We start from the raw sequence: 11,770 nt of genomic DNA, 5'->3' as shown, positions 1-11,770 counted from the left end.
CCACGGCGGACGCAGGCACTCTTGCAATCCGACCTGAAACTTTCTACATCCGCACTACCGGCGATCGCCGGTTTTCTTTGGCGCTTATTATGCTCAGTTTGAGCATAATTGATGGAGGAGTTGGCCATGGAAGCGCAGCACCTGTCGCAAAACCGTCCCACGATCCGCACCGCAGCCGAGCGTTTCGGCGTCTGGGAACGGCCGGATCTGACCTATACGCCTGCCGTGGCCAAGGAGACGGAGCACCTCTACGCGCGTGTCCGCGATTTCATTCCGGCGATCGAGTGGCCGGTCTTTGCGCCTTACATCCATGCCATCAACCGGCTGAAGAAGGAGCGCGGCGCCGTCATTCTCGCGCATAATTACCAGACGCCGGAGATCTTCCATTGCGTCGCCGACATCAAGGGCGATTCGCTGCAGCTCGCCCGCGATGCCGTCAGTGTCGATGCCGAGATCATCGTCCAGTGCGGCGTGCATTTCATGGCCGAGACCTCGAAGCTGCTCAACCCGGACAAGACGGTGCTGATTCCCGATGGCCGCGCCGGCTGCTCGCTGTCGGAATCGATCACCGGCGCCGATGTCCGCCTGCTCCGCGAGCGTTATCCCGGCGTGCCGGTCGTCACCTATGTCAACACCTCGGCTGACGTGAAGGCCGAGACGGACATCTGCTGCACCTCGGCCAATGCCGTTGACGTGGTCAACAGCTTCGACAGCGACACCGTGCTCTGCATCCCCGACGAATATCTGGCGATGAACGTTGCCAACCAGACGACAAAGAAGATCCTCACCTGGAAAGGCCATTGCGAGGTTCACGAGCGCTTCACGGCGGACGAACTCCTGGAATACAAGCGTGCCGATCCGCGCATCGAAATCGTCGCCCACCCGGAATGCCATCCGAGCGTGCTCGCGGTCTCCGACTTTGCCGGCTCGACCAAGGGCATGATCGACTACGTCAAGACCAAGCGCCCCGCCCGCGTGTTGCTCGTCACCGAATGCTCAATGGCCTCCAACATCCAGGCCGAAGTCCGCGACGTCGATTTCGTCAAGCCTTGCAATCTCTGTCCGCACATGAAGCGCATCACCCTGCCGAAGATCCTCGACAGCCTGCTCTTCATGACGGAGGAAGTGACGGTTGATCCCAAGATTGCCGGCCGCGCAAGGCTTGCCGTCGAGCGGATGATCAATCTGAAGAATTGAAATTGCAGCCAGCCGGGGAGGGCTGAATGCCAACCAATCTTGAATCCATGCGGCCGCAATCCTGGCAAGGCATCGACGATATCGTCATCGTCGGTGGCGGCCTTGCCGGCCTCTTCTGCGCCTTGAAGCTCGCGCCACGTCCCGTCACGGTGCTGGCAGCCGCCCCGATCGGGCAGGGCGCGTCATCGGCCTGGGCGCAAGGCGGCATTGCTGCGGCCATGAGCCCCGGCGACAGTTTCGACAAGCATCTGGCCGACACGGTTGCCGCCGGTGCCGGGCTGGTCGAGGAGAAGATGGCGCGGCTGATGATCTCGGAAGGGCCGGACCGCGTGCATGATCTGCTCGGCTATGGCGTGCCCTTCGATCGCGATCTCGAAGGCCATCTGTTGCTCTCGCGCGAGGCGGCCCATTCCGAGCGGCGGATTGTGCGCGTGGCGGGTGATCGGGCCGGTGGCGCGATCATGGAGGCGTTGATCTCAGCTGTCCGCCGCACGCCGTCGATCCGGGTCATGGAAGGTTATGTCGTCGAGGAACTGATCGCCGAAGGCCGTTTCGTCTCCGGCGTCATTGCTAGGCCTGATGCCGGCCAGTCGAAGACGCGCGTCGCCTTTCCGGCGCGTGCCGTCGTGCTCTGCTCCGGCGGCGTCGGTCATCTCTACCAGGTGACCACCAACCCGACGGAGGCGCGCGGTACCGGCGTCGGCATGGCGGCGAAGGCCGGTGCCATGATTGCCGATCCGGAATTCGTCCAGTTTCACCCGACGGCCATCGACATTGGCCAGGATCCGGCGCCACTCGCGACCGAGGCGCTGCGCGGCGAGGGCGCAGTCCTGGTGAACGCGGCCGGCCATCGTTTCATGACTGACCTGCATTCAGATGCGGAACTCGCCCCCCGCGATATCGTCGCCCGGGGCGTCTTTGCCGAAGTGGCGGCCGGGCGCGGTGCCTTCCTCGATTGCACCAGGGCGATCGGCAAGGATTTTGCCAAACGCTTCCCGACGGTCCACGCCTCCTGCATCGCCGCCGGCATTGATCCGGCGACACAGGCAATCCCGGTGGTCCCGGCGGTGCATTACCACATGGGCGGCGTGCTCGTGGATGCCGATGGCCGCACATCGCTGGATGGTCTCTGGGCGGCGGGCGAGGTGACCTCGAGCGGAGTCCACGGTGCCAATCGTCTCGCCTCCAACTCGCTGCTCGAAGCCATCGTCTTTGCCGGTCGCATCGCTGATTCCATTAAGGGAATGCTGCCGGAATCAGCGCTTTACGAGTGGGGGACGAGTGCAGGTGAGAATGACGACCTCGTCACGGTGGAGGACAGTCCCGAGCTGAAGGATCTCCGTCGGCTGATGAGCCGCCATGCGGGCGTGATCAGAGATGAGGACGGACTGAAAGTCCTGATCCGCGAATTGGTGGGGCTCGAGCGCAAACGTCCGCGCGTGCGCTTCTCCAACATTGTCGCGACCGCCAAGCTGATTGCCGTCGGCGCCTATCTGCGCACCGAAAGCCGGGGCGCCCATATGCGCGCCGACCATCCGCAGTCGCAGGAACCGCTGCGCCGCCGCACCTATCTGACACTCAAGGATGCCGACCGCATCGCCGCCGAACTGGCCGGCTGAGGAGATTACGTGATGACGAGCCTGCGCCCGCAACTCTCGCCGCTGATGATCGAGGATCTCGTTCGCAACGCCCTGCTCGAAGATCTTGGCCGCGCTGGCGACATCACCACCTATGCCACGATCGGCCCGGAAAAGACGGCGACGGCTGAACTGAACAGCCGCGAGACCGGCGTGGTGGCGGGCCTTCCCCTGGCAGAAGCCGCCTTTCGCCTGATCGATCCCTCCGTGCGTTTTGAGGCGCTTGTGGCCGATGGCGACACGGTGGCGCCAGGCCAAGCCATCGCCCGCGTCTCCGGCAATGCCCGCTCGGTGCTCTCGGCGGAACGCGTCGCGCTGAATTTCCTGATGCACCTCTCGGGCGTGGCGAGCTATACCGCCCGCTTTGCAGCCGAGATCGCCCATACTCAGGCCCGTGTCACCTGCACCCGCAAGACCCTGCCGGGCCTGAGAGCCGTCGAGAAATACGCGGTGCGGCTCGGCGGCGGTTCCAACCATCGCTTCGGGCTCGACGATGCGATCCTCATCAAGGACAACCACATCGCCGTCTCCGGCGGTGTTGCCTCGGCCATCGAAGCGGCGCGCGCCTATGCCGGCCATCTCGTCAAGATCGAGGTGGAGGTCGATGGCCTCGGCCAGATGCGTGAGGCCCTGACGGCACGGCCGGATGTGATCCTGCTCGACAATATGGGGCCGGATCTGTTGCGCGAGGCGGTGGCGATCAATCGTGAGCATCATGGCCTGAGTGAAGACGGCTATGCCTCGGATGTCAGGCGCGTGGTGCTGGAAGCCTCTGGCAATGTGAACATCCAGACGATCCGTGCGATCGCCGAAACGGGGGTCGACTATATCTCGACCTCGAAGATCACGATGGCTGCGCCCACGCTCGATATCGGTCTCGACATAGCGCTATGCTGAACTCACGATTAGAGCCGTTCATTTCTAAATGGAATCAGTTCTGTTGGCTGAAACGGAGTCGGATGGTCGTCCGGCTGGCGCGCGTCGTAGCCACAGCATACGGCCAAGCCAGCCGGGCGATCAGGCGGCCCGTTCCAGCCAACCCGAAGGGCCGGGCATCTTTTCGCCAGGATCAGCGGCGATCGTCTCGCCCATACCTTTGGGTATGTGCAGCGCAGATCGTCGCTGCCCTGACGAAAACCTGCTCCGGCAGAACTGCTTCCATTTAAAAATGAACGGCTCCAAGTTTGTGGTCACTCTCGCAGTGCAGCAGCAGCGGTAAACTCCAGCGCTTCGAAAAACGCATGCCCGTCAGGGTCTTGCTGATATATCAGCAAATCCTTCGCTACTTATCACCCGTAATTCCTGGTTTTTGACCGGATCGGCCGAATCCCATAGCCCTTTCAGTGCATGCAGATTGTATTGCAGGCTGGGCCATCAGGCAGAGTGTTTGAGTATGGGGTGGGCATGACGACGACAGTTCTGGAGCCTGATAGCGCGATATTGGGCGGCGTCGGGAAGGATAATCCCGCAACCGAGGTAACAGCAGCGGTGGCTACGCGTGAGCGTGACTGTGGACAGCCGACTTTGGGGCCTGCTGTTGCCGATTTTGCAAAACGCTCAGAAGAATCCCCTGATCTGCCCGGTACCGTTTGCGAGCCGGATGCTGGCTTCGGCATGACGGAAGAGGATACGGTGTGTGTCTTCGAAGTGCTTGCCGAGATGCAACGGATCATCGATCGGCATATCGAAAAGACGGTCGGGCAGCAGAGCGAAAGCTAACCCTGCTGCCTCGTACCCCAGAACCTGGGTCGCATCTGTGGCGGCAGGTGTGGCTCAGGCTTCCTTCGGCCGAGCGTCGACGAAGCGTTCGGGCAGTGCGACCACTTGCGGTGAACCGTGATAGGTCACCTGCGGGAACGGGATGGAAATCCCGTTCTCGTCGAAGGACTTCTTCACCTTCTTGATCATCTCGCGCGAGGTCGGCCAGAAGTCCGAGGCCGCCGTCCAATACCACATGGTGACCACAACGGCGCTGTCGCCCAGCTGATCGACATGGGTCGAGATGGCAGGATCTTTCAAGACTCTTGCATCCGCCTCCGCGTGTTCGCGCATGATCGTCTCGGCGAGATCGATGTCGTCACTGTAGTCGATACCGATCTTGAACTCGAAACGGCGGGTCGGCAGCCGGCTGTAATTGGTGATTGGCACATTCTAAAGCGTGTCGCATTTATTCAGCCTCATATCCTGCGGCTTTGAAGAAGTTTCGGCATTCAGTGACAGAGAAGAGGGCGATGATGTCGCCGAGGGCTTGGGCAATCGTGTCGAAGCTCCTGGCTGCTCGCTTTCGCAAGAGCGCCTTGAGCTTTGAGAACGCCATTTCGATGGGGTTCAGGTCCGGCGAATAGGGCGGCAGGAAGAGAAGCCAGGCCCCCTTCGCCTTGACCAGTTGTTCGGCTTTCTCGCTTTTGTGGAAGCCGACATTGTCGAGGATGACAACATCGCCGGGCGACAGTGTCGGCGCAAGCTGTGTCTCGATCCATGTTTCAAAGATGCGGCTGTTCATGGGTGCATCGACAATCCATGGCGCGGTCAGGCCATGGCAGCGCAGTCCGGCGATGAATGTCTGCGTCTTCCAGTGGCCGAAGGGAGCGTAAGCCGCAAAGCGACTGCCTTTGGCAGACCATCCGGTGCGCTTCGTCAGACGGGTATTCGTGGACGTCTCATCGATAAAGATGAGCCGTGACAACGCCTTGTTGAAGAACCGCTTTCGCCGGCCAATCCAAAGATCACGCGCCTTGGCGATCTCCGGTCTGAGCTGCTCGCTTGCCTTGAGGCTTTTTTTTATTGCTGAGCCCAAGCCGATGTAGAAACCGCCCGACGGTTGCGCGGTGGACTTCGATGCCGCGCTCGGCCAGTTCGAGACACAGTTCGTCCAGCGTCACTTCGCCATTGAGGGCTACGCGCTCGCTGATCCATTCCCCATGCGGCGAAAGTTTACTGCCAGGCGGGTGGCCCTGTCTGGCAGGCCGAAGAGAACCAGAGGAACGATGCAGGATCATCATGTTGTTGACGAACCGGGGCGAAACCCGGAAATGCCGGGCGGCTTCCCGATTGCTGTTGCCTTCATTCACAAACGCAACGACACGCTCACGCAACTCCATCGGATGCGGCTTGCCCATGGCGCTTCTCCTTCCACGGGCACAGTCAATCACAGATCAAGAAAAACCGGAATCCTGAATCCCGTTTGCCGCGACACGCTTTAGAGCGTCGAATTGGGCGCCAGCCGGTAGAGGCCGTCAGGTGTCTTGAGCTCGGTCGCAAACAGGCCAATCTCGACGATGATTCCTGAGATGGATCCCGTGTCGATGTATTCTCCTACCCGGAACGGCCGCAACACCAGCAGCATGATGCCGGCGGCGATATTCTGCAGCGTCCCCTGCAGCGCAAGGCCGATGGCAAGCCCGGCCGCACCAAGGGCAGCGATGATCGATGCCGTCTGCACGCCGAACTGGCCAAGCACGGTGACGAAAACGAGGATGAGGGCACCGTAGCGCACGACATTGGCAAAGAACCGAGCCAGCGTCTCGTCGATCCCGCGAACACGCATCAGCCCCGCATGGGTCCAGCGGCTCAGCAGCGATGAGAGCCACCAGCCGATGAAGAGAAGAAGAAGCGCCCCGACGATCGAAAAGGAGTATTCGACCGCGAGACGGCTCGCCTGTGCCAATGCTGCTTGTGTCGCGAGGATCACCTCGTTCGCTTGTATCTCCAGGCCGTGATTGCTCCTTGGCTATTGCTGTCCAAGGGCTAGATGGGGCAGGGGGAGGCGAGGTCAACCGCTGGCGCGACCGCCGACCTTGAGCCCAGGGGCTGGCCGCTCTTCGAGCACCTGACGACGGAAACGGAAAAGGGCAGCCGGCCGCCCACCCGTCGCAGACTGCGTTGAACCGGTTGGCTCGACGAGTTCGGCTCCGTCTACCAGGCGACGAAAATTCTGCTTGTGCACATGGTGCCCGGCGATCGCTTCAACGGTGCTCTGCAGGTCGGTCAACGTGAATTCCGGCGGCATCAGTTCGAAGATGACGGGCCGATACTTGATCTTGCTGCGCAGCCTTGCCAGCGCCGTCGCCGCAATCCGCCGATGATCATGGCGCATCGGCCGGCCGAGAGACACTGTTGTTCGACACCGCTCTAGCCGCCCATCTTGAACCGCCTCTTCAACCAGGCCCGCTTCGTAGAGGAGTTCGTAGCGCTCCAGCACGCGTTCCTCGTCGAAGGGAAAGTCGTCGAGCCCGAAGGCGAGCTTCAGCCTGGAGCGCCGCGAGCCGCCTTGCGCGCGATCGGCGTTCGCCGTGCCTTCCTCGGCCCAGGCTGTCAGCGCGGGAAGGATTGCCGCATCAAGCAGGGTCGGGCGCCCCTGACGCCAGTCCTCCCAGGGCAGATAGCCATACCAGTCACGCCAGCGCGCGCCGGAAAGTTCGAGCTTTGCGTCGCGGTCAGAGTCGAGACGCGTCAGGGCGAGATAACCGACCGAGACCACATGCGGTCCGAGATCCCCGGGCATCTTGTGGCGCCCCCGATCCCCGAAGGTATAGAGCTGTTCGATGTATCCGAGTTCGAGCGCCGTCTGCGCCTCGACGGTATGCCGAAGCGACATTTCCATGGTTCGATGGCGGTTCGGCTCGAAAGGGCCGAACGGCAGCGCATCCAGTGCGTTGCCGTCCTCTCCGACCACGAGCAGGCGTGGTGTGCGGGCGTTGATGGCGACGATCGCGGCATTGAGCCCGATCTCGATCTCCGCCGGTGCCGTCATGACTGGACGGGCTCGCGTGCGGGAAGCGGCAATACAAACGGCGTATTGCCATCGGCATCCGCACCCCGCCCGAGCGCCTTGACGGCCTTCGCGAGGCGTCCGCCACGACCGAGCATCTCATCACCGATCTCGACCAGCCGCATGTTCGGCGTGGCAAAGGGCGACGCTTCCCGCAATCGCTGTGCCAGCGCGTCATCGTCATCATCGGGCGCCACGGCGAGGCTTGCGATCATCGCCGCTGCCGGCGAACGCGACACGCCCATCCAGCAGTGAACCACAAGCGGGGAGGCCTGATCCCAGCCCCTTGCGAATTTGATGATCTCGGCAACATGCGCTTCCTGCGGTGCAATCAGATCACCGGTTCCGGCAAAGGCGATGTCATTCATCGCAAGCTTCAGATGCCGATCAGCGTGGATGACAGCCGGCCGATGAAAATCCTGGTTGGCAGCGAGCAGGCTGATCATCTCGCGCGCCTTGTGGCGCACGGCCATCTCCGCGATCCGGGCAAGCGGCGATACGACGATCAGGCTCATGCGCGGGCCCAGGTCGTCGATTGCCTGTCAGCCTCGATCTCTTCGAAGCGCTCAAGGAATTTCGCCTGCGCCTGATAGGCCGGCAGTGGCTCGATCAGGATCGTATCGCGGGTAAAGCCCTTAGGCTGACCGAAGAACTTGCGCGCTTCGGCCTCGGCGAAGCCCGCCAGCACCGTTGCCTCGAAATAGGCGGAGATCATGTCGGCCTTCTTGATCAGGTCCTTGAGCGTTGCCTTCGGATGCGCCGGCAGGCCGAAGCGCAGATGGATCGCAGCTTCCAGCCGCTTTTCCACCACCTTGTAGCCGCCGCCGACGACGGCCTTGAACGGCGAGATCATGTCGCCGATCACGTATTCCGGGGCGTCGTGCAACAGCGCGACCATCAGCTCGTCGGCGGTCGCCTTGGGATTTGAGCGCCGGAAGATGTCCTCGACGATCAGGCTGTGCTGCGCGACCGAAAAGGCGTGGTCGCCCGAGGTCTGGCCGTTCCAGCGAGCGACGCGCGCAAGGCCATGGGCAATGTCGCTGATCTCGACATCGAGCGGCGAGGGATCGAGCAGGTCAAGTCGCCGCCCGGAGAGCATGCGCTGCCAGGCACGGGCCGATGGCAGAGGGGTCGCCGAACCCATGTCACGCCTCCTCGGCGGAGCTTGGGAATGTCAGCCCGCTCCAGCCGGGAAGCGCCACGGTGACCGGCACCTCACCCGCAAGAATCGGGTCGCCAGCGGTCATGGCTTCTCCCGCCTTGTCGATCCTCACGATCGCAAGCCCTCGTTCCCCGGCCACCGTGCCAAGCGTACCGATCGACTTGCCGCCGATGGAGATTTCGGTCCCGGATGCGGGCAGAGCTGTCTCGGCCGAGACGATCACCACGCGACGACGGGCCGTTGACCGGTGCTGCATGCGCGACACCACTTCCTGGCCGACATAACAGCCTTTGCGGAAGGAGACACCCCCGGATTTGTCGAACAACACGTCGTGTGGAAAGGCGTCTGACAAGGGGTAGTCCGCGCCCGATTCCGGCACTGCATGCAGGATACGCAGCGCGTCATACCCCTCGCGTTCACCGGCCTGTCCGATCTGACCAGGCTGGCGGCGAACCTCTGTGCCGCCGAGCGCGAATCGATGATCGGCAACGCCCTGGCCAGTCTCGCCCCAGGTGACGGTCGCGCCCGTCTCGGTCAGGGCCTCGATCGTAACCGCTGCGCGAAGCTTGTACATCGTCATGCGCTTCACGAAGGCATCCCGTTGATCGCTGCGGATATCGACGAGGAAGCCGCCGTCCTCGCGCGAGATGAGGAAATCGAAGAGGATCTTGCCTTGCGGGGTCAAAAGCGCGCCGGGGCGCAGCTCGTCCGCGCTCAGCGCGCCGAGATCCGTTGTGATGAGGTTTTGCAGGAAGTGTTCCGCATCCGGACCGGCAATTCTGACGAAGCTGCGATCGGGCAAGAAGGCTGAAGGCATGGGAGGTCACCAGACTGTTGTGATGCCGACTGAATTAGGCGCTGCCAGTCTAGACGACAAGCAGTCTCCATCACAGCCCACAGTTTGGCCCAGGCTCCGAAGTGTCGTCAGTCGCCGACCGACAGGAACTTCCATCGTCCGTCCGGCGTGATGCCGACGCGGAAGAAGTTGTAGTTTCCGTATTCCTGCATGCCCGCGACGTCACCGGCAGTGACGATCCGCAGCAGTTCGACCTTTTCCTGCGGTGTCAGCAATCCGAGCGACTTGCCGGCGAAATAGGGCCAGACATAGGCTTCGTCATCGGTGCCCTTGTCGAGCTGCACGAAGCCGGTCGAGAGGATGTCCAGCAGGATGGCCAGGACCTCCATGCCCTCGCTATCCCCCGAGATCGCCTTTAACGCCTCCACAGGATCCTGCTCCGGTTCCAGCAGTGGAACGACCGTCTGGTCCGGGCCGGGGTTCATCAGCGGTCTCAGCTTGGAGATGTCACCGGTCGCTGCCGCGTCCATGATCAGCTGGCGCATACGGCGCACCGGTTCCGGGGCCTTTTCGATGTCGTAGATCACTTCAGCGGGCGGGCCTGGCTGCTCGACGCTGTCCAGCTCTTCTGGCTCGTCCTGTTTTATGAGCGGATCCGGATCTGGGATGACTGGTATCGAATCTTCCAAGATCTCCGGCTCCTCGATGGGCAAGGGCTCGGATGGTGTGGCTCCGTCCTCGACAGTTGGCGGTGTGACGTCCTTGATGTCGGACAGAGCGACGGCGGATGGTGCCGCCATCGGGGAGGCTAGCATGAGCGTCAGCGCGCTCGTCAAGCGAAGGAGCCTGACCCGCGACGAGATCATCATTCTGTCCCTCGATATTGTCTTACTGAAGCTGGCGCTCGGGCGAGAACTCGCCGGCGAGCAGCCGGGTCTTCAACGCGTCTAGAATGGCCTCGGCACCATGTTCGCCATGAATACGGATGGTTTCGCGCATGGCGAGCGCAAAGGCCGCGTCGGCGATGATTTCGGGCTCGATTCCATCAGCCATGCCGTCAGCCCAGGCTTCGTTCTGGTATTCCAGCGCAGCCTGCATCTTCTCATGCACGATCATCTCGTCGATTTCGTTGCGGCGCGGTTCCATGGGCATTCCTCGAAGCACTTACTCAGTCCTTAACGACCCTATCAGCCTTTTGCCAAAACGACACGGGGGCAGACCAAAAGAGGTGAATTAATCGTTAATTTCCGAAACGTGCGGTAATTTCTGTGGCTAGTGTTGCCCCTTCGTTACGGTAATTCTGCTCTGCACGAACTGCGGCCGGTGTGCAAGAGGTGTAAACCGATGCAAATGACCGGTAGCCGCGGTTGTAGGCGGCCGTCATCCGGGCGCGTCGCTTCGGCTCTGTTCCTGTTTCAGCATCGAGCAGTTGCTGCAATGACTGCCGCCATTCCGGTTCGGCGTCGGCCTTGCACAGATTTCTGAGGTAATGGACCGCGCCAATGATCTCAGAGAGCCGCGCGAGGCGATCATCATAGGGCGTTGGCTTTTCCGTCTCCACAGCGGGCGCAACGTCTGTGACGCTGCTGTCCTGCGCCCCGGCGGCGCTGGCAATGACGAAATAGAGAGCCGTGGCGAGCCCCAGGGGCATGCTGCGCTTTCTCATGCGTCACCTTCCATCCGGGGAGCCGACGACAGCCGCAGGATGCATTCGCGCACACTTTCCGGAATGGGAAGCTCCAGCACCTCTTCCGGCAGGAACCATCCGGCTTCCAGCGCATCGCTCTGTGCCAGAGCCTCGCCATCGATATCCGCTTCAACCTGGAAAACGGACAGCAGGAAGTGGCTGTCCCTCACGCCGGCTTCGGCAGCAAGCTCAAGCCGCTCGAACAGCCTCGGATTGCGCCCGACAATGCCCGTCTCCTCGAACAACTCCCGCAACGCAGTCTGCTCCGGCGTCTCACCCGGCTCTGCGCGTCCCCCGGGAAAGGCAAAGAGGTCTGCCGCCGGCGGATTGCCACGCCGGACGAGAAGATAACGCCCGGCCCGCTCGACGATGGCGGAAGAGGCGAGGCGGGGCATGCTCATGAAAGGGGAACTCCGATCTTTGACACGCAGCAGGTCGCGAAGCAGCGCAAGCGCGATTATCGCGGGCTTTGCTTGCCCCTGCAAGCATCCTGTCACGCCTTGACCCTGCCGGACTGGAC

At 62.1% G+C, this 11,770-nt stretch carries 15 protein-coding genes and 1 pseudogene; 4 read left to right on the top strand and 12 right to left on the bottom strand.

The genetic code is table 11. The annotated features are described in order from the left end of the window. Nucleotides 1–126 precede the first annotated feature (126 nt). The 4 genes from nadA (at nucleotide 127) to AC1PUL_RS10875 (ending at nucleotide 4,553) form a co-directional block, all read left to right on the top strand. Complete coding sequence (gene nadA / locus AC1PUL_RS10890) at nucleotides 127–1,197, top strand: quinolinate synthase NadA (RefSeq protein ID WP_480468424.1); 1,071 nt, start codon at nucleotides 127–129, stop codon at nucleotides 1,195–1,197. 26 nt (nucleotides 1,198–1,223) lie between these two features. Further along, on the top strand, nucleotides 1,224–2,816 hold the full coding sequence (locus AC1PUL_RS10885; protein ID WP_480468422.1) for an L-aspartate oxidase: 1,593 nt from the start codon (nucleotides 1,224–1,226) through the stop codon (nucleotides 2,814–2,816). A 12-nt stretch (nucleotides 2,817–2,828) separates the two neighbouring features. Then, nucleotides 2,829–3,731 (top strand): carboxylating nicotinate-nucleotide diphosphorylase, encoded by a 903-nt coding sequence (gene nadC, locus AC1PUL_RS10880; protein ID WP_480468420.1) that lies wholly within the window; start codon nucleotides 2,829–2,831, stop codon nucleotides 3,729–3,731. A 507-nt stretch (nucleotides 3,732–4,238) separates the two neighbouring features. Beyond that, a complete protein-coding gene (locus AC1PUL_RS10875) occupies nucleotides 4,239–4,553 on the top strand; it encodes a hypothetical protein (RefSeq protein ID WP_480468418.1) in 315 nt (104 codons plus the stop codon). A gap of 54 nt (nucleotides 4,554–4,607) precedes the next feature. On the opposite strand, the gene AC1PUL_RS10870 is transcribed toward AC1PUL_RS10875, so the two are convergent. The 12 genes and pseudogenes from AC1PUL_RS10870 to AC1PUL_RS10815 all read right to left on the bottom strand — a co-directional run bounded on the left by AC1PUL_RS10870 (nucleotide 4,608) and on the right by AC1PUL_RS10815 (nucleotide 11,651). After that, nucleotides 4,608–4,982: a mechanosensitive ion channel family protein gene (locus tag AC1PUL_RS10870; protein WP_480468416.1), complete on the bottom strand. Its 375-nt coding sequence runs from the start codon at nucleotides 4,980–4,982 to the stop codon at nucleotides 4,608–4,610. 19 nt (nucleotides 4,983–5,001) lie between these two features. Next, nucleotides 5,002–5,520, bottom strand: a complete 519-nt coding sequence (locus AC1PUL_RS10865) for an IS630 family transposase (RefSeq protein ID WP_480464775.1) — start codon at nucleotides 5,518–5,520, stop codon at nucleotides 5,002–5,004. A 40-nt stretch (nucleotides 5,521–5,560) separates the two neighbouring features. Continuing rightward, nucleotides 5,561–5,953: a helix-turn-helix domain-containing protein gene (locus AC1PUL_RS10860; protein ID WP_480464776.1), complete on the bottom strand. Its 393-nt coding sequence runs from the start codon at nucleotides 5,951–5,953 to the stop codon at nucleotides 5,561–5,563. An 83-nt stretch (nucleotides 5,954–6,036) separates the two neighbouring features. Then, nucleotides 6,037–6,546 (bottom strand): annotated as a pseudogene (locus AC1PUL_RS10855) (mechanosensitive ion channel family protein); the annotation flags it as partial. Between the two features lie 60 nt (nucleotides 6,547–6,606). Further along, the gene (locus tag AC1PUL_RS10850) at nucleotides 6,607–7,587 is read right to left on the bottom strand and encodes an NUDIX hydrolase (protein WP_480468414.1); all 981 of its coding nucleotides are present in this window, start codon (nucleotides 7,585–7,587) and stop codon (nucleotides 6,607–6,609) included. Then, complete coding sequence (locus AC1PUL_RS10845) at nucleotides 7,584–8,120, bottom strand: tyrosine phosphatase family protein (protein ID WP_480468412.1); 537 nt, start codon at nucleotides 8,118–8,120, stop codon at nucleotides 7,584–7,586. The genes AC1PUL_RS10850 and AC1PUL_RS10845 overlap by 4 nt, the downstream gene beginning before the upstream one ends. Further along, entirely contained in the window at nucleotides 8,117–8,749 is a 633-nt protein-coding gene (locus AC1PUL_RS10840) for a YfbR-like 5'-deoxynucleotidase (RefSeq protein ID WP_480468410.1), read from the bottom strand. The genes AC1PUL_RS10845 and AC1PUL_RS10840 overlap by 4 nt, the downstream gene beginning before the upstream one ends. 1 nt (nucleotide 8,750) lies before the next feature. After that, on the bottom strand, nucleotides 8,751–9,584 hold the full coding sequence (ygfZ, locus tag AC1PUL_RS10835) for a CAF17-like 4Fe-4S cluster assembly/insertion protein YgfZ (RefSeq protein WP_480468408.1): 834 nt from the start codon (nucleotides 9,582–9,584) through the stop codon (nucleotides 8,751–8,753). Between the two features lie 107 nt (nucleotides 9,585–9,691). Beyond that, nucleotides 9,692–10,432 (bottom strand): hypothetical protein, encoded by a 741-nt coding sequence (locus AC1PUL_RS10830; protein ID WP_480468407.1) that lies wholly within the window; start codon nucleotides 10,430–10,432, stop codon nucleotides 9,692–9,694. 19 nt (nucleotides 10,433–10,451) lie between these two features. After that, complete coding sequence (locus AC1PUL_RS10825) at nucleotides 10,452–10,709, bottom strand: hypothetical protein (protein WP_298461911.1); 258 nt, start codon at nucleotides 10,707–10,709, stop codon at nucleotides 10,452–10,454. A 94-nt stretch (nucleotides 10,710–10,803) separates the two neighbouring features. Beyond that, nucleotides 10,804–11,229, bottom strand: a complete 426-nt coding sequence (locus tag AC1PUL_RS10820; RefSeq protein WP_480468406.1) for a TIGR02301 family protein — start codon at nucleotides 11,227–11,229, stop codon at nucleotides 10,804–10,806. Further along, the gene (locus tag AC1PUL_RS10815; protein ID WP_480468405.1) at nucleotides 11,226–11,651 is read right to left on the bottom strand and encodes an NUDIX hydrolase; all 426 of its coding nucleotides are present in this window, start codon (nucleotides 11,649–11,651) and stop codon (nucleotides 11,226–11,228) included. Before AC1PUL_RS10815 ends, AC1PUL_RS10820 begins: the two co-directional genes overlap by 4 nt. Between the last annotated feature and the right edge of the window lie 119 nt (nucleotides 11,652–11,770).

The sequence above is a fragment of the Rhizobium sp. P43 genome, from assembly GCF_056730705.1.
This window is presented reverse-complemented; position numbering and strand designations above follow the sequence as displayed.